We start from the raw sequence: 18,102 nt of genomic DNA on the forward strand, positions 1-18,102 counted from the left end.
ACCACAAAAAGTCCTTAACTCGTTGGAAGAGTTAAGGACTTAACTTGTAGTTCATTGTCAGAATTGTTTCAGTGCCTGGCACCTGAACTTGGTTTGGGATGTATCTGAAGGACTAATCGACCCTATCGATTTAGAATATAATATTACTTTTGGCATATCTGATCGAAATCCGGATTTAGCAGTTGTTCCGTTTGGGGTAAACCGTCCAGATAAAGTATGGAATATAGCAAAAAAAGGTAAATATAATTTTGCAGGTGTATCTGGTGGTGCGGATATGTATACAAATTATAAATTTACGGGAAAAACCTCTTATACAATCAAGGTAAATAATCGATCTAAAAAGCCTATAGAAATAACAGCTAAAAGACTTTTAAAAACATATGCATCTACAAAAGTATCAGGCAAAAAGAGTGCAACAATTCAATTTAGTAATATAAAACATGATACCGAGTTTTATATTGTTTTTGAAGGCAAAGATCAAGATTTTGATGGTTATATAAAATAGTTTTAAAAAATTAATAGAGTGACCAAGTATAGTTTTGGTTGCTCTTTTTTTATGAGCTAAATTGCAATATTAAACACAACAAAAGTTAAATATGGATAAATAGGTATTTCTAAGTATTTAGCCAAAAGATGAAGAGTACGATCACCAAGATACGCCATCACTACTATATATGGTGAGGTGAACAAAGTCAGTATATCTAAATTGGTTGCACGATATGCTTATTCTACATTTATACTATAAAGTAGTTTTATGTTAAAATAAAGTCGTTAGAGGAGGTATAGAAATGGACATAAATATAGGTGATATCTTAGTAACTTTAGCCATCTTTATCACTTTAATATCAATCATTTCTTTAATTATAATATTCTTTAGGCTATTTGCTGACACAAAAAAGCAAAAGCAAAACATTAATCAAAAATTAGATAAGATTTTGGAAAAATTAGAAGAGAAATAAGCAATTTGTATCGAAAAATCTTTAATTAGAAGGTTCGCTGTAAGGAGATGCTTTTATTAGATATTTAGTAATTATGGGGATTATTTGTATTGTCGTTTCAGGATTAAGCATTGGAGCATGGACTTCAGGACCTGAGCAAAGAGCGAATTTTTTCTCTGAAACAAAAGAATACAGAAAAAGCAGAGAAAAGGTAGGCTTATGCTTTGGAACCATAGGTGTTATTTTGCTTATTATTGCAGCTTTAATATGGTATTTATAGTTACTAGCACCTATAAAAGATTTCAAATAAAGAATAAACTAATAAAGGGTTAGCCAAATATGGTTAACTCTTTATGTTTTTACAAAAATAGTTTGTCAACACTAAACTATACAATTGTTTGGGTGACTGGCACCTGAACTTAATATATATATCATAAATTGATAAAATTAACAGTTATCAAAGAAATAAAAACAATTAAATACATAATTTAACAAAGTTGACACACTAAATTATTTAAAATATGATAAAATATAATAAATTCTAATAAAGAAATATATTGTTATGTTAAAAAAAGTGTTTTATTAGCTTTACCTTTTGCTTTAGTCGTGGGATTATCATCTAATATTTTAGCTAATGCTGAGGAGGATTCTTCTAATCCAATAGAATCAGTAAATGCGAACGAAAAAGCAAAATATCAAGATGAATTCGCGAGTTTGACGGAAGATGAAATAGTTTCTAACTATGAAAGAATTGATCAACAATATGATGTGGGAGAGGAACTTTCGTTAAAGGATCAAACTTTTATTGAAATGTATGCAAAGAAACCAGCATCTTCAGAAATGACCTTATTTGCTTCAAAGTATATTTCTGAATCTAGAACAGTAGATGGTGTTACAGTATCAGTTAAAGGTACTATTAAACATGATATAAATAATATTTTTTACAGTAAATCCAGATTAAAGGAGGGTACTGTTAATAATGTTAAGTAGCTTTGGATTTCCTGGGCTTATAATTACTACTTTGGTCTTGATTTTAGTGATTTTCTTATTAAGAAAATTATTCAAGAAATTTAAAGTGAATAATCATGAGAATATTAAATCGAAATAATTAAAACCCCTCTGCCAATCGGTAGAGGGGTGATTTTTTATTTTATGAAGTTATCTGTATTTTGCAATAAACAGTTATCTCTGCATCTTACTAATGCTTTTTCCATTTAATTGTTTGGGTGACTGGCACCTGAACTTAAAAAGGGATACTAGTTGATAAAAAGTAGAGTCTATTCTATTTCACATAAACTCTACTTTTAAGAGAGAGGGATAATTAAACTACCATTTAAGATAACCGCCTTCTCTAAAAATACTTTTATATTTTTTAAAAGCCCCTTTTTTTACATTAAGTTGATAATAATTAATTATATATCCCGGTGGATTAGATGCATTGTTGTATATAGCAACTTTAAATTTATATTTGCCAATATTTTTGGGCCTTAGGGTATTGCCTAAACCGTTCTTAGCCTTTTTTAGTTTGCCGTTATACATATAGTAGACTGATGTCGAACGATAACTACTAGTTTCTGCTGATGAGATAAGTAGTAAATCTGGTTGTCCCTTGTATTTTGAAGAAATTTTGTAAACCATCTGTTGTGTCTTATTATAGGTGTAGTTTCTTAATTTTTGTGAGCTTTTTATGTTATTCACATAAAATTGAAAGTTTCCATAATAAATTCGGTCTCCCTCGTTTGCTCCTGCCCAAACTATCTCATATGGTTTGTCCGAATTCCATGATGCAATACCTGATTTATCATTTATCCCTGCCAGTTTGATCTTGTATTGTTTTCCAGATGAAGATTTTAAAGTTGTAGAATATCGAGTCTTATTCCCTTTTGCCATAACATCTCCTATATTGGGTGTTATTAGGAAAATAAGAATCATAAAAACGAGAATTCTTTTCCAAAATTTGAGCATTTATATTCTCCTTTTTTAGTTATTGTTAGGCTATATATCTATTTTGCAATTAAAGTCTCACAATTTTCCATCATAAATTTTTGATATTTTTGGTATTCATAGGTAACCATCGTTTGTCTTACACTACTTATACTAAGTTCAAGTGCCAGGCACCGAAACAATTGTACAATACGCAAAGGGACAAACCCTTTTACATTTACCAGATACTAAGATCCAACCTTTTATACGAGAAAGAGACAATCCGAATAAAGGAACGGACTTTGCTGCGATTTTTGGTCATGCAAAAGCCAAATGTGCATTGGAAATTGCAGCAGCAGGTGGACATCATATTCTGCTCAATGGTCCTCCTGGATGTGGGAAAAGTATGTTGGCAGATGCCTTTCAAACCATTTTTCCTGAGTTAACACAAGAAGAGATGTTAGAAGTATACAGCATTTATCATTTAGCCAAAGAACCATTTACCTTTTTGATGCGTCCATCCTATAGAGCGCCACATCATTCCTCCTCCTCTACGTCTTTAATCGGAGGAGGAACATATCCAAAGCCTAGGGAAATCTCATTAGCACATCGAGGCATACTGTTTTTAGACGAATTAGGCGAATTTTCACGAAAAACACTTGATATGTTGCGTCAACCAATGGAAACAGGTGTGGTCAGCATCAGTCGTGTGCGACAAACAGTCACTTACCCTGCTGATTTTACACTCATTGCAGCAACCAATCCTTGTCCGTGCGGTTATTATGGTTCAAACGATCATTATTGTACTTGCTCACCGAACGAAATTCGTAAATATCAACTAAAAGCATCCGGTCCATTGCTTGACCGTTTCGATTTTCAATTATTTTTACAAAGTGTTCACCTCTCACATCAAGAAACAAGTGAAGACTCAAATACCATCCGACAACGAGTAACAGATGCGAGAAATCAACAAAATAAGCGCTATCGTCCATCATTTCTAAATAGCACAGTACCATCTGATCAACTTATACAGCTCTGTGGCATCACCAAACAACAACGCGATCAACTAGCCGTTACCTGTTTTCACGAAAAATGGAGCAACCGCACACAACTTAAAATCATCCGAATGGCAAGAACCATTGCTGACCTTGCAGGAACAAAAGACATCACAGATACAGCCATAGAAGAAGCCATTTCATGGAAAAAAGAAGCAACCCAAACACAACAGCCAAATCCATCCTAACCACAAAAAGTCCTTAACTCGTTGGAAGAGTTAAGGACTTAACTTGTAGTTCATTGTCAGAATTGTTTCAGTGCCTGGCACCTGAACTTGGTGTTGCAGACCTTGCAGGAACAAAAGACATCACAGATACAGCCATAGAAGAAGCCATTTCATGGAAAAAAGAAGCAACCCAAACACAACAGCCAAATCCATCCTAACCACAAAAAGTCCTTAACTCGTTGGAAGAGTTAAGGACTTAACTTGTAGTTCATTGTCAGAATTGTTTCAGTGCCTGGCACCTGAACTTAAGCAGGAACAAAAGACCTCACAGATACAGCCATAGAAGAAGCCATTTCATGGAAAAAAGAAACAACACAAACACAACAACCAAATTCATCCTAACCATACAAAAAGTCCTTAACCCGTTGGAAGAGTTAAGGACTTAATTTGTAGTTCATTGTCAGAATTGTTTCAGTGCCTGGCACCTAGCAATTACCCTAGGAATGAGTTAAGGACTTAAATTGTTTCGGTGCCTGGCACTTGAACTTAATATATTGAATATTGGAATAAGTATTTGTGAGATATTTATAAGTAAATAGGCAAAAAAAGTCCTTAACCCTAGGAAAGAGTTAAGGACTTAACTTGTAGTTCATTGTCAGAATTGTTTGGGTGACTGGCACCTGAACTTAGTGGGTACACATGAAATATCTGTCTTAGTTGTTTTGAAAACCATTCCTTCACAAAAATCTCTTCCATTTGGATTCTCCTTTTCTCTTAAAACCTTGAAATAGACGGGTAAAACGATTACTTTTAAAACCCTTTACTTTCTTAGGCTCGTTCAAAAGTAATAGCTTTTTAGGTACTGTATGTTGCTTTGAGAGCCATCATTCCATTCCCTCCTAACGAAAAAAGCTCCCATGTACGGAATACATGAGAGCTAGAATTCAAGATAATAATATATATTTAAAAAGAGAATCCAAACACTATGAAACAAAAAAACTCCCATCTTCCGAAGAAGATAGGAGTCTTTGAATCCGTTCGCCCAATAAGGTAAGGGGTGGATTTAATAATCTGGTAGATTATTTTGAAGCAGAAGCTGTTAATCCAGCTTTAGCAACGTTACCAGCTGCATCAGCTGTAGTATTACCAGTACCTAGAACTTTTACAGATACTTTAGCAATTGTACCAGCTAAGATATCTTTACCTGCAGTATATGTTTTATCGCCATCAACATCGATATAATTACCTGCAGTTGCATCATTTTCATAATTGAATGTAGCTACAATGTTACCAGCATCTGAACCAGTACCAGCAGTGAATGTGTAAGCTGTAGTTGGAATTAGAGTATCATTAACTTTAACTTCATAACCTGCTTCAGCACCAAGAGTTGAAATATTTTCATTGAAATCTAATGTGAATGAACCGTTTGTATTCCAAACAACTTTGTTTAGTTGTGGAGCAATGTTATCTTTTACATTAGCGAAACCAACGAATGCTGATAATGCAGAACCATCAGCTGCTTTTACATTGTTAACAGTAAATACAGCATTTGAATCTGTTTTTGCAACAAAATCAGAAGGTAATGTAATTGTTACTACTTTACGAGCAGAGTCAATATCAATATTTGTATCAGCTGGAAGAGCTTGACCAGCTAAAGTATAGTTTGCTGGGTTATTAGCAGCAGTTGCACCGAAGTCACCTATAACTTCTTTAGCAAAAGTGATTTTGATAGTATTTTGAGTAGTAGTATCTAAATCGCCTTGTACTAATTTGAAAGCAGAACCTGCTTTATCAAATGCTACTGTTTTAGAAAATGCAGTTGAATCATTTGCAGTTAAAGCAGTATCTTGTACAAATGCTTTACCAAATGCAAAGTTATATTTATTTCCTTGTGCAGCTGCTTTTACTCCAATTTCAACAGTTTTCTTATCATCAGATAATTTAATAGCTGTAGCATCTAATAAATCAGTAACTGTTGCAGTTGTACCAGTACTTGCATCTTTAGCAGAAATACCAGATAAATCAGTAGGTGCAGCTTTTAACTCTTCACTGAAAGTAACTTTTAGAGTTTTAGCATTACCATTTGCATCATTTTCTACAACAACATTAGAAGCAGTTGGAGCAGTTACATCTTTTGTTAAAGTTACTGCTTTAGTTGTTGTTGAAACTTTATTTCCTAGTGCATCTTTAGCAGCATCATCAACAACTACTGTTAATGAACGTGAAGCAGCATTATCATAAAGTGTTGTACCGTTAATTGTAACTAAGAATTTTGTTTTACTTGTACCAACTTGAGTTACTGTAGAACCCACTGTGCCAAGTTTTTCATCAAGAACTTTAACAGCACCTGCTACAGTACTTACAGTCATATCTTTATCGAAAGTTAATAGAATAGCATGGTCACCACTTGCTACTGTTGTTGCAACTGGAGCTACGGTATCTTGATTTACTGTGAATGTTTTAGTTTGTAATGGAGTTACATTATTATTGTAGTCAGTTGCATTAAGAACTTCTACTTTGTGTTCTGAAGATGTGCTTAATGATAAACCATTGAATGTTAATTCATCAGTACCAGTACCACTAGCTGCTGAGTAAACTGTTCCATCAATTTTAACAACAGCAGCTGAAACTGGTTCAGAGAATTTTACTTTTGCAGAAGTTGCAATAGTAGCATTTGTGTTTGCAGTTACTGATTCTACAGTTGGAGCAACTTTATCAGAAATTGAGAATGCTTTAGAGAATTCTTCAATACTTTCTTTACCAGTAGTTTTTACTGCTTTAGTTGCACTTAAAGTGTATGCACCATCAAAAATTTCACCAGTGCCAAGTGTAATTACTAATGTTTTAGCATCTGTAAATTCACCAGTTGCATTTGCAGCAGTTACTGTAGCAGTAGAATTTGAAGCTGATTCTTTAAAAGTAATAGTACCTGCTACTAATTTTGAATTTGAATCAAGAACAGTATCTTCATCGATTGATTTGTTAAATGTAACTTTAACTTGTTTAGCGTTAATCGCTTCTACCGATTTAACTTTAGCACCGACTTCAACGCCGTCTTCGTATGCCTTTTCGACACCGTCAACATCGAAAGTACCGTTTGCTAACTTTGTATCGTTGTAAGCTTTACCATCTTTTAATGGATCTGCTACGAAGCCTTCGTTTTTAGCTGCATCTTTGTAAAGATCTTCTTTGTAAAGAGCATAACCTACGTTAAGTACGCCATCTTTATAAAGTTTATCTTGATAAAGAACAAGATCTTTTTCAAGAACACCTTTATTGTAAAGTTTTTCTTTGTAAAGACCAGTTACTAATTTACCGTTAGTGTAAACTTTACCTTTGTATTCACCTTCAACACGTTTACCATTGTAGTAAGTGTAACCGTATTTTGTTGTACCAGTGTAACGTTTACCATCTACATAAAGGTTACCGTATTTTGTTTTACCATTGAAACGTTTACCGTTTACATAGTAATAACCATATTTTGTTGTACCTGTGAAACGTTTACCGTTTACATAGTAGTAACCGTATTTTGTTTTACCAGTGAATTTTTTACCTTTCACATAGTAAACACCTGAAGAAGTTTTGCCAGTGAATTTTTTACCGTTTTTATAAAGTTTACCTTTATAAGTTTTGTAACCTTTCACCGCTTTGTTAGTTTTTGCGTTTACAAGTGTACCGTTCTTGTTCACTTTGTAAGTAGTTTTTGCTGAAGCATCCGCGCCAGGTACTACTACAGCAGTAGTTAGTACAGAAGCACCAAGTACAGCCGCTGTTGCTGATTTAACAAATTTGAAATTTGCCATGAATAAAAATCCTCCCTTATGAATATGATTAGCATTTTGCTGGTTATAAGTTTCATCAGCTAATCATGCTTAGCCTAATTATCGACTATCAGAGGGAGAATTTCCACCTTTTTTTCTGTAAAATTATTGAACATAATAATCCGAATATCATATTTTTATAAAATAATCAAAAAAATATTATCCAATATTTTCATTTATGATTTTTTATTACAAAATAAATGATATTTTTATCATCATATCTTTATTAATAGTCTTAAAGTATCATTTTATAGATTAGCAATTTGCTATTTTTGAGTGTTTTTTACATCAAATAACTTTGTAATATTTATATAAAAATGAAATATACGCATTCTTTTAAAGCCGTAGAATGATCCTTACTTTTTCTGCTATTTATTTTGAGTTTCTTCCTTTATATATAACTATTTTTTTGCATACTATTATTTTTACCTCTATTTTTATCCTTGATTTTACCATACCATCTTTTGGTACGACTGTTACAAATGTTACGAAAACAATGAAGTTTGTAATAAAATAACAGATTATGTTGAGGAGCCTTTTTCTTTTTTATTAAATTTCTATCATATATTTTTTGTTAAATACCGATAAATACTAAATTTATGTAAAAATTTGCGTGTTGGTTCTATCTGCAAGAATATTTCAGAGTAAAAGTTATTATAATGAAGATTACTAATAAGCGATTTTAGGGGGAAGTTGATATGTATCTTTTAATCATCTATTTTCAAAAGAAAGCTTTGTCGTCTGTATGGGAAAATTCACGTTCATTCTAAATGATTAAATATTTGATCGCTAATAGATTTTTTCTCTTTTGAATTACACTTTTAGTAATTTAGATTACTTTTTTTATGCCATTTCTTTTCGACTAGTGATTTTGAGGAGGATTTGCTCTTATAACGAATAGTGTCTTCGATTTGAGGACTTTGGTTATGAACATTCAGATCCATTCATCAGAAAAACCCCAACAACCTTTCCGTTGTTGAGGAATCTTATCCATATTTGCCTCCATTCACTACTACTAAATTTGGTGGTGGAGGGGTGATTGTTTTGGCATTGGCTATTCGTATGAGTGTTTCTCTTAGTGTATCGGTATCCTGCTCTAGTATGGAATCGAGCATCTGATAGAGTTTTTGCTTGTCGATGGGTTCTGCTTTTCCGATAAAGATTTTCGGGAATACTTGCTTTTTTTGGACTTCATCTTCATTTAATAGTTCTTCGAATAGTTTTTCGCCAGGTCTGATGCCCGAGAACTTGATGCCAATTTCTTCTTCTGTATAACCGGACAGTGTGATGAGATTTCGAGCCAAATCCACGATTTTGACGGGCTCCCCCATATTTAGGACGAATACTTCTCCCCCTCTTGCCAATGTGCTTGCTTGAAGAACTAGCCGTGATGCTTCTGGAATGGTCATAAAGTATCTGGTCATTTCTGGATGGGTCACCGTTACGGGTCCACCCGCTGCGATCTGCTTTTGAAAGAGAGGGATAACGCTGCCCCTGCTTCCCAGCACATTGCCAAAACGCACGGCTACGAATTTCGTACTACTTTCTTTTGCTAGGTTTTGAACAATCATTTCTGCGAAGCGTTTCGTTGCGCCCATGATATTCAATGGGTTGACGGCTTTATCGGTCGAAATCATGACGAAGCATCCGACCCCAAATGTGTTTGCTGCTTCCGCTACATTCTTCGTACCAAAGATGTTATTTTTCACTGCTTCCGTAGCATTAAACTCCATTAATGGTACATGCTTATGGGCTGCGGCATGGTAGACGACATCTGGTACATACTGTGCAATGATTCCATATATTCGATCTCGATCTCGAATATCGGCAATGATCGGGATTAATTCAATCTCATTTTGATAGGCTTGTCTTAGTTCCATGTCGATGTTATAAATGCTATTTTCACCGTGCCCTAAAAGGAGTAGTTTTTTAGGCTGGAATTTACAGATTTGCCGGCATATTTCGGAGCCGATCGATCCTCCCGCACCTGTTACTAACACGATTTTGCCTGTTAGCTCTTTTGAGATGCTCGTCATATCAAGCTCTACAGGTTCTCGTCCTAGTAAATCTTCTACTTGTACATCACGAATATGATGGACAGCTATTTTCCCTGTGCAAAAGTCTTCAACGGATGGCATGATTTTGGTATTCACTTTTGTTTTCGCACATTCCTTGTAAATTCGATTGAGTTCGGATTTTTTCAATGAAGGAATAGCAATGATGATGTTTTCTATTTTTAATTTTTCTACTAGCTGTGGAATGTCTTGAATGGTCCCTTTTACCTCTACCCCATAGATTTGGAGTCTCATCTTTTTTAGATCATCATCTGCAAAGGCGATCGGATAGAGATCCGTTTCAGTGCTTTTGAGTAATTGCCGAGCGATCATCGAACCCGCAGAGCCAGCTCCAACAACGAGTGTCCGCTTTTTATCGGTGTTCAGTGTGATAAAACGATCACGAAATAATCGCCATGAGAATCGGGAGCCTCCAATGAGTAGCATATGCATCATCCATGTAATGCCTAATACCCGTATATCTATCGTTCGAAAGGCGATCACCTGAACGATGATCGTTGTTAAAATCGAAAATGTAATCGCCTTTATAATCGCCAGTAATTCTCGAATACTTGCATATTCCCATGTGTTGCGATACATCCGATACACAGCAGCAAATATATGATGACTGGTAAGTAATGTGATGGAACTAACCAACAAGAATGACATGGCGGTATATGGTAATGCAGGATAAACGATCAAATAGCTCAAAAATATTGCTGTAAAAACGATAGTAGAGTCTAATAGTATTAATAACAGTAGTCTTTTATTGTATAGCAGTGTGTATCCTCCTCTAATGTTTAATTGAAGCCATTTCATTATATGGGGCTTTTTTAGTAGCTATGACTGAAAAATATTTTTCTTTATTGGCAATTGGTCAAAATGGCTGAGATTTGGCTATCTAAGTAACTATGAGAGATGGCGCATGCGGTTTAGTCTATGAGAATAGTGGGAGTTTATGGATGGGGGTTCTATTTATTGGGGAGGGAGCCAGGATTGAAGGACTCCCTGCGAATGGACTTTATCCATGGGAAATACTCTCTTATCCACGGGAAATAGACCTTTATCCACGGAAGGAGAGGTTCTATCCACGAATGAAGCTCCTCCATCCACGGAAAAACGAATTGTATCCACGAACAAGAATATTTAAGTCTTAAGTTGCTTACTCAGAGCTCCAAATGATGGTTGGTTTTTCCAAAATAAGAGTAATCAAGGTTTTTTCTTTGGAATTAGGATAAGGGCTGTTGATCCTGTAGGCGATCTCCTATTCGAAGATTTGAACCTCTATCTGGGAAAATAGCTTTCTGTCCATGAAAATGGAGAGGGTTCTAGTTCTGCTTATGGGATAAGACTCTCCCATGATGAAGAAGGACAATCTGCGAATGAGAAACTTTCTATCCATGGGAAATACTCGCTTATCCATGGGAAATGACCTGCCATCCACGAAAGGAGAGGTTCTATCCACGGACGAAGCTCTCCCATCCACGGAAAAACGAATTGTATCCACGAACGAGAATATTTACGTCCCCTGATCGCTTATTCAGGGCTCAAAATAATGAATTATTTTACCAAAATAAAGTAATCCTCCTTTAAATTAGGAAGTGTTGCTCTATCGAGTAGAACTGCTACTCTTATCGATAGCGTTATCCCATTAGAAAATCCCCCTCACTGTCCACGCCACCTCTCTTCCCACCTGATATTTTGTGAAAAAAGCTCATTAAAAAACACCATCTGTGATTGATCCATCAGATGGTGTTTGAATTTGCCTTTGGTATCATTAGAAATTAGTATCACTAGAATCATTAGAATTTTGTCACGATTGTGGAGCTGACCCACCCTTTTGTTGTTTTGCCGGGGATAAAGATTTGATACCATGTTGTTCCGGCTTCGTCTGTTGATGTTGCTACCGCTCCTTTGGCATCTGTTACAAGTTTTAGGTAGGTATCTTTTTCTAATTTTACGATGACGGTTGAATCTTTGGTTGTAGCTTTGTTACGGACATTTGAATCGTCATAATTGGTGACGGCTAGATTTTGAATGTTTAAGTAGTCGCTTCTGATCCATGCTTGGTCATTGCCGTTGTAGCTGACACGGAACCAGCGTCCTTTGAAATTGCCGTTGCTGTCTTTATAATCTTTGATGTCTGCGTTATGTCCTAAAATAGTAATCTGTTGTCCTAATGCTAGTGTCCCGATTTGTCTAGCAGACGTAGCATATGGCATAGAGTAGACAGGTGTTAATAATGTTGCAGATGCCACGATTCCTTGATCGAATGTGTAGAACGTATCTGGTTGTGGCTTGTCTGCTGGAATAATGTGACTATAGACTTTGGTGATCGGCGCTGGATTTAATGTGCTAACTGGTTGAGCCGTGTAATATTTGCTGTCGTATGGTTTCATTTCTTCCATCAGCCTAGCAATGCTTCGTCCCCAATTTGTGTCTGTTGCATATTTTGTATTCATCCCGGCAATGTTGACACCATAGTTATAGATGGAGCCCGCTTTTAAATATTTGTTGTAGATGGCGTCTGCGTAGTATTCGAGCCCTTCTTGTCCAGATGGAAAATATAAGGCACAGGTAAATGGTGCTGAATCATAGGCTTGATAGCCGAAGAAATTGTTTTTGTATTGTGAGATGGCTGAACCTCCCCAGCCTGTTTCCCAAATAGCATGGGCCAGCATAAATTGCGCATTGATGCCATATTCTTTTTGGACTTTGAGAAATGCTGGAATCATTTTGTAAAGGTTGTTTGTTTGGATGCTCGTTCCTTTTTTCTTTACCAAATAATCTTCCATTTCTTTTTGCGTGATATTCGATACTTTTCGCAAGTTTTCTGCTATATAGCTATTCCCGGTCTGTTCTGGTGAAATCCAGACGGTTTTACCACTGATGGTTCCTTGATAGTAGGTATTGCCATTGATGACTTCCGTTTTCTTAGCTGTGAAAGCGGTTGCTCGGTAGTCTGCAAGTGAGTCATATACCACATTGTTCGTTGTACCGTTTGAGATATTATAAGCTTTACCGAACCCTGTTAAGAACAGTTTTAAATTGGATGTAGTAGATGAAGTGATATTAGACAGAGTGATCTGCCCTTCTTCTACCCACCCGATTGCTTTTGTTGAGGTGCCATCTGTTCGGCTGATTTCGTAATAGGTTTTGTTATCAATGGTTGCTTGTTTGTATACATAGAAATTTTCTTTTGTGTATATCGTACCTGCTTGTTGTGATGTAGCCAAGTCTGTTAGATCTTGATAAATTTTAGTTGATGTACTTTTCAAGATACCTACTTTCGTAATGGCTGCTGTTTCTGGTTGAACGGGCGTTTCCGGATTCGTTGATGGAGCATTTTTTACTTGTGTTGATGAAACCCAGATGCTTTTATTGTTCGGTGTTATACCTTGATACCAGATTTCATTGCCTGCCTTGATCGCTTTTTTGATCGTGAATTTTTGATCTTTGTAGTTCGCTAATGATTTTTCGGCAATGTTATTCGTACCGCCCCATTGAATGTTGTAGCCCTTGCCCGTACCCTTTAGTACTTGGGGAGTGGTTGGCACTTTAGCAGTTGTTTGAGCTACACTTTTTAGATCTGTGCTTTTGACCCAACCAATTATAGAAGTTGTGCCTGTTTGAGATGTGCTCAGTTGGAAGTAGATCGTTTTTCCAATTGTTGCTTGTTGATTGATGTAATAAGTTTTTTCCGTCTTTTTAGATGTTGCGGCTGCTGATTTTTTTAGGTTATTGATATCTGAATAGATTTTAGCAGTTTGGGTGTTGATACGACCAAGTCTATTTACCTTTTTTAGTACGGGTTTAATCGTCGTTGAAGGTTTTTTCGTGGTTAATTGATTCGCTTTCAACCAAATGGTTTGACCATTTAACGTGCCGCTATACCATGTATCGCTACCCACTTTTTCGGTTGTTTTTGTTTTAAAAAAGGTGTTTTTATCCGTACTAAGAGAAATGAAAAGGATATTTTTTGATCCTCCCCATGGTCTTGTGTAACCTTTGCCAGTGCCTAATATATATCTTTTAGTTGTACTGTTTTTGAGTAATTGATGCGCTTTTGTTGTGAGGTCTTTTGCCTTCACCCAACCGATTGCCGTACGGGATGCACTTTTGTAATTACTGATTTGATAATATGTTGTTTTATTGTAAACGGCTTTTTTATTTATGTAATACGTAAGTTGTAGTTTTTGAGCACCAGCCTTTGTTCCCTTTTTAGCGGTTGGTGCTTTATAAATGATAGCTTTTTCAGTTTTGAGTCTGCCTAGTCTACTCGTTTTTGTTTGTTTGACGGTTTTTGTCGGTTGTGTAACTGTTGTTTTTGCAGTTGCTTTTAGTGCCGGTAAATACATTGTCGCAGTTGATGCGAGCATGGCTGCTGATATGACCGCTGTCGTGAGTCTTTTATGAGACTTTTGCCGTGTAAACATCTATAATCTTCCTCCCTATTAAAATAGTGGATTTTTACTAACTATAGCATATATTTGAGTGATTTGAACAGATTTTCACAGATTAGAAACAAAAGCTGGGAAGGGCGTAAGATATGGCTAGGATCTTTTGATTTATACAATTTGTGATGAAGTTGAGACTAGTGTGAAATATAGCTAGATTCTTTTATTGACCTTGAGGATAAGTCAGGTATCTTGAAATTGATTCAGAAGAAAAGCTAGAATGCTTTTTCAAATTATCATCTGTCGAATAGGCTTTCTTGAGATTGATTTAAAAGCAAAAGCTAAAATATTTTTTCGAATCATTCTCTATCGAAAGGGTCTTCTTGAGATTGACTCAAAACAAATCTAAAATTTTTTTCAAATTATTCTCTATCGAATGGACTTTCTTGAGATTGATTCAAAAGCAAGCTAAAATATTTTTTCGAATCATTCTCTATCGAATGGACATCCTTGAAATTGGTTCAAAAGCAAAGCCAGAAATGCCGGTGTTTCAACTTTTCTGGCTTGTTTCATTATTTTGGCATGATTTGCTCCATATTGGCTACGATATCGTTTTCAGACATTTGGCCGGTGATGATTTTTTCGATCTTGCCTTCTGGGCTGATGAGCAGTGTTGTTGGTAACGGATCGATGTTGTATGCTCTCATTACTGACTTGGTATGATCGATGAGAACTGGGAAAGTTAATTCCTTGCGATCGATATATTTTTGGACAGAGAGTTCCGGTTCTGCGATGTTGACCGCTAATACTTGAACACCTTGATTTTTGTACGTTTGATATTGTTGATCGATTAATGGAAATTCCCGTTCACAAGGTTTACACCAAGTTCCCCAGAAATTGAGGAAGACGCCTTGTCCTTTGTATTCTGATAATTGATGTTCTTTCCCGTTCATATCGACTAGCACAAAATCAGGTGCTTTATCGCCTACTTTTATTATCTCTGCCTGATCTTTCGTTGCTGTATTGTAAATGGTATACACAATGGCTGCGAAAAGGACAAGCAAAATAACTAGGCGCAGATAGAATCGTTTTTTCTTATTCATAATCCCCTTCCTTTCCTATTTGCAAGGTGCTTGAAAAGTCATTCATCCCCAACAAAATGATAAAAATCAGCTTTTCAATGACAAAAAAGATATATTTTTATCGTAAAAGTGGCAATGTTATCGTTTTTTCGTTGATCTCCTTCCTTATTTGCGTTTGCAAAGTACAAGCATGGAAATCGTAATAATGGTAAAAGCAATCAATGCTAAAAATGGAATGGTGATAAAACCAAGCCAATTAATATATTGACCAGAGCATGGAACGCCACTTGTACATGTCGCGAATTCATGCATGGATGGGATCTTTTGGAGCGCATAATGATAGCTCGAAGTTGCCATCCCGATGATGGATATCGGTAAAATGTATTTGTAAATGGTTTTTTCTTGATGATAAAAAGCGATTCCTAGAAAGATGACAAGCGGATACATTAAAATTCGCTGATACCAGCAAAGGGTACATGGGATGAAGTCCATCACTTCGCTAAAAAATAGGCTACCTCCCATAGCGATAATGGACGTGACCCATGCAAGCAATAATGGTTTATTGATCATTTGGAAGCCTCATCTACCATCTTATTGAAATCGTCCATTGTCTTTCCCTTAAATTCCTTACCGCCTATGAAAATCGCTGGTGTTGCTTGTACTTTTAATTTGTTTGCTGTTTTCATATCTTTCTTGAAAGCATCTTTTGCTTTGTTTTTTTCGAATGCTTTTACTACTTTTTCAGTTTCAGCTTTATTAGCAACTTGACCTAATACGGCTTTCAAGAAATCTTCAGTCATTTGATTTTCTTTGCCGGCTTTTGTTGTTTGGTTCGCAAATAGTAATTCGTGGAATTTCCAAAACTTTTCGTTGCCTAGTTGTTGATAGACTGTTTCAGCAAATTGTGCAGCTGTTGTTGAATCCGGTGCAATAAATGCATAGTTCATGAAATATAATTTTGCTTTTCCTGTTTCAACAAATTGTTGTTGGATGTAAGGCAGTAGACTTTCATTGAATTCGGCACAGTGAGGGCATTTATAATCGCCAAATTCAACGATTTCTACTGGTGCAGACTCTTTACCAATATAAGGCTGATCCTTATAATCGATGGTTGAAGCTGCGGATTTATCACTTTTTCCATTTAGTACAATTAGAGCGATTAGGCAGATCGCGATAACGCCTATCATCCAAAATATTTTCTTAGACAAATGATTTCTCTCCTTTTATTACTACATAATGTAGTGCAATTTATGATTGACATTCCAAAAGTTTACTTGATGTCCAGTCTTTATAACTACATAATGTAGTGCAATCGTGCAAAAAATTTACGCACTACGCAAGCACGTAAATAAATACGATGCAGATCAAGCTAAAAATCATCACCGATTTGAAAGCTATGTCTACTGGGATTTTCAGTTTAAAATCTTTTAAGGGATTTAACATATATTCGATTCTGTAATTGATCGAGGTATCCGCAAATGATACGTAAACCAAAGGCGTTGCGTCTGCCTTCCCTACTTTCAGCATTTTCAACAGTGCACTCCCAATATTCAACGGTGTGGCTTGCTTTTCAATCGCTAAATTATCCGCCAATAATTCTTGAATAATTCGATATTGACTGCTAAACCATTTTAAGATCGGAATGTAGAAAAATGATGATGCACAAAATGATAGCAAAAAGATTTTTAGCGGATCGAGGTTTTTTTGGTGATGCATTTCATGGTAAATAACCGCGTCGAGTTCGTCATCATTCAGTAAATTCATAAGACCTGTTGAGATGATCACTTTAGGTGATAAAAATCCCATTGTAATGGCAAGTGGAACAGGATAAGAAATGACGATGATCGATTCTTTTTTTGCGCCGCATTTTTTGTTTAACTCTTTCGTTAATGCAGAATTTTGATATAGACGGAATTTTATCTTCAACGTGAAGTAGCGGACCATTTCCGAACCTAATTTCCATAGTGCAAATAGTAATGTAAAGACAACCAAGGTATCAAGAAGGTATTCAAATGATGATAAGCCGATCGCCTTTAATGTCACATGGCATACTTCAACAAGGTTGTGGAATTTTAAACTTGCACAACCAGTAGTCATAGCTATGACATACAAAGCCATCTGTAAGAAGATCGTTCCAGAGATCAAAAATGTGGCGATTAACATCATGCCGGATATGCGTTTTTGGCGTTTTTCCATATGTTATCGTTCCTTTTTTAGTTCTTTAATCTTCATCTCAAGTTTGGCCACTAGTTCGTCATCAACATCCTCTAGCGCATCGAGCATATGACTGACCACGACATTGCCAAATTCATCCATCAGCTCAGTGGTCATTTCTTTGGATTGCACATTGAGAAATTCATCTCTAGACTGAACGGGTTTGTACAGGGAAGATCTTCCTTCGGTTCTCTTTTGAAGGATCCCCTTTTCTACTAACCGGTTCATCACTGTCATGACCGTATTAAAATTTTTCGTCTTGTCTTTTTCAAGAATATGTTGGACTTCTTTGATGGTCATTTCATCATGATTCCACAATATGTCCATAATCTTGGCTTCAAGCGGCCCAAAGAAACGATTGAGTCCACTTTCATGCATCTTAAATTTACGAATATTCATATTGGACACCTCACATCGTTACATTACTCATTGTAGTGTTAGGAAGAGTGGG

At 35.8% G+C, this 18,102-nt stretch carries 17 protein-coding genes; 8 read left to right on the forward strand and 9 right to left on the reverse strand.

The annotated features are described in order from the left end of the window. Positions 1-88: 88 nt before the first annotated feature. The 4 genes from FEZ13_RS10130 (at position 89) to FEZ13_RS10140 (ending at position 1,928) form a co-directional block, all read left to right on the forward strand. Positions 89-505, forward strand: coding sequence for a hypothetical protein (locus tag FEZ13_RS10130; RefSeq protein ID WP_146552525.1), 417 nt, complete (start codon positions 89-91; stop codon positions 503-505). Positions 506-788: 283 nt separating this feature from the next. Further along, positions 789-959 carry a DUF4083 family protein gene (locus FEZ13_RS10135; protein WP_146552526.1) on the forward strand — a complete coding sequence of 57 codons (171 nt, stop codon included), beginning with the start codon at positions 789-791 and terminating at the stop codon, positions 957-959. A gap of 73 nt (positions 960-1,032) precedes the next feature. Beyond that, positions 1,033-1,218, forward strand: a complete 186-nt coding sequence (locus tag FEZ13_RS20450; RefSeq protein ID WP_186725839.1) for a DUF5316 family protein — start codon at positions 1,033-1,035, stop codon at positions 1,216-1,218. Between the two features lie 326 nt (positions 1,219-1,544). Continuing rightward, positions 1,545-1,928 (forward strand): hypothetical protein, encoded by a 384-nt coding sequence (locus tag FEZ13_RS10140; RefSeq protein ID WP_146552527.1) that lies wholly within the window; start codon positions 1,545-1,547, stop codon positions 1,926-1,928. Between the two features lie 336 nt (positions 1,929-2,264). Here the strand turns inward: FEZ13_RS10140 and FEZ13_RS10145 are convergent, their stop codons facing one another. Then, positions 2,265-2,903 carry a hypothetical protein gene (locus tag FEZ13_RS10145; protein ID WP_146552528.1) on the reverse strand — a complete coding sequence of 213 codons (639 nt, stop codon included), beginning with the start codon at positions 2,901-2,903 and terminating at the stop codon, positions 2,265-2,267. 142 nt (positions 2,904-3,045) lie between these two features. On the opposite strand from FEZ13_RS10145, the gene FEZ13_RS10150 reads away from it, so the two are divergent. Together FEZ13_RS10150 and FEZ13_RS19515 are read left to right on the forward strand one after the other, a co-directional pair. Next, a complete protein-coding gene (locus FEZ13_RS10150) occupies positions 3,046-4,104 on the forward strand; it encodes a YifB family Mg chelatase-like AAA ATPase (protein ID WP_146552529.1) in 1,059 nt (352 codons plus the stop codon). 53 nt (positions 4,105-4,157) lie between these two features. Beyond that, a complete protein-coding gene (locus FEZ13_RS19515; RefSeq protein WP_186725840.1) occupies positions 4,158-4,301 on the forward strand; it encodes a hypothetical protein in 144 nt (47 codons plus the stop codon). Between the two features lie 861 nt (positions 4,302-5,162). Here the strand turns inward: FEZ13_RS19515 and FEZ13_RS10155 are convergent. Then, positions 5,163-7,886, reverse strand: a complete 2,724-nt coding sequence (locus FEZ13_RS10155) for a hypothetical protein (protein ID WP_146552530.1) — start codon at positions 7,884-7,886, stop codon at positions 5,163-5,165. Between the two features lie 1,004 nt (positions 7,887-8,890). Then, positions 8,891-10,777 carry a polysaccharide biosynthesis protein gene (locus tag FEZ13_RS10160; RefSeq protein WP_255473094.1) on the reverse strand — a complete coding sequence of 629 codons (1,887 nt, stop codon included), beginning with the start codon at positions 10,775-10,777 and terminating at the stop codon, positions 8,891-8,893. Between the two features lie 208 nt (positions 10,778-10,985). Between FEZ13_RS10160 and FEZ13_RS20035 the strand changes: the two genes are divergently transcribed. Both FEZ13_RS20035 and FEZ13_RS19520 read left to right on the forward strand, forming a co-directional pair. Further along, complete coding sequence (locus FEZ13_RS20035; protein ID WP_255473095.1) at positions 10,986-11,108, forward strand: hypothetical protein; 123 nt, start codon at positions 10,986-10,988, stop codon at positions 11,106-11,108. A 232-nt stretch (positions 11,109-11,340) separates the two neighbouring features. Next, on the forward strand, positions 11,341-11,490 hold the full coding sequence (locus FEZ13_RS19520) for a hypothetical protein (RefSeq protein WP_186725841.1): 150 nt from the start codon (positions 11,341-11,343) through the stop codon (positions 11,488-11,490). A gap of 270 nt (positions 11,491-11,760) precedes the next feature. Here the strand turns inward: FEZ13_RS19520 and FEZ13_RS10165 are convergent, their stop codons facing one another. The 6 genes from FEZ13_RS10165 to FEZ13_RS10190 all read right to left on the reverse strand — a co-directional run bounded on the left by FEZ13_RS10165 (position 11,761) and on the right by FEZ13_RS10190 (position 18,050). Continuing rightward, on the reverse strand, positions 11,761-14,394 hold the full coding sequence (locus FEZ13_RS10165; protein ID WP_146552531.1) for a glucosaminidase domain-containing protein: 2,634 nt from the start codon (positions 14,392-14,394) through the stop codon (positions 11,761-11,763). Positions 14,395-14,927: 533 nt separating this feature from the next. Further along, the gene (gene resA / locus FEZ13_RS10170) at positions 14,928-15,458 is read right to left on the reverse strand and encodes a thiol-disulfide oxidoreductase ResA (RefSeq protein WP_146552532.1); all 531 of its coding nucleotides are present in this window, start codon (positions 15,456-15,458) and stop codon (positions 14,928-14,930) included. Between the two features lie 144 nt (positions 15,459-15,602). Further along, positions 15,603-16,004 (reverse strand): disulfide oxidoreductase, encoded by a 402-nt coding sequence (locus FEZ13_RS10175; RefSeq protein WP_146552802.1) that lies wholly within the window; start codon positions 16,002-16,004, stop codon positions 15,603-15,605. Then, entirely contained in the window at positions 16,004-16,645 is a 642-nt protein-coding gene (locus FEZ13_RS10180) for a DsbA family protein (RefSeq protein ID WP_255473096.1), read from the reverse strand. Before FEZ13_RS10180 ends, FEZ13_RS10175 begins: the two co-directional genes overlap by 1 nt. A 124-nt stretch (positions 16,646-16,769) precedes the next feature. Next, positions 16,770-17,633 (reverse strand): M56 family metallopeptidase, encoded by an 864-nt coding sequence (locus FEZ13_RS10185; protein ID WP_146552533.1) that lies wholly within the window; start codon positions 17,631-17,633, stop codon positions 16,770-16,772. Positions 17,634-17,636: 3 nt separating this feature from the next. Then, positions 17,637-18,050 carry a BlaI/MecI/CopY family transcriptional regulator gene (locus FEZ13_RS10190; RefSeq protein WP_146549758.1) on the reverse strand — a complete coding sequence of 138 codons (414 nt, stop codon included), beginning with the start codon at positions 18,048-18,050 and terminating at the stop codon, positions 17,637-17,639. Between the last annotated feature and the right edge of the window lie 52 nt (positions 18,051-18,102).

The organism is Rummeliibacillus sp. SL167 (assembly GCF_007896505.1).
Lineage (GTDB): Bacteria > Bacillota > Bacilli > Bacillales_A > Planococcaceae > Rummeliibacillus > Rummeliibacillus suwonensis.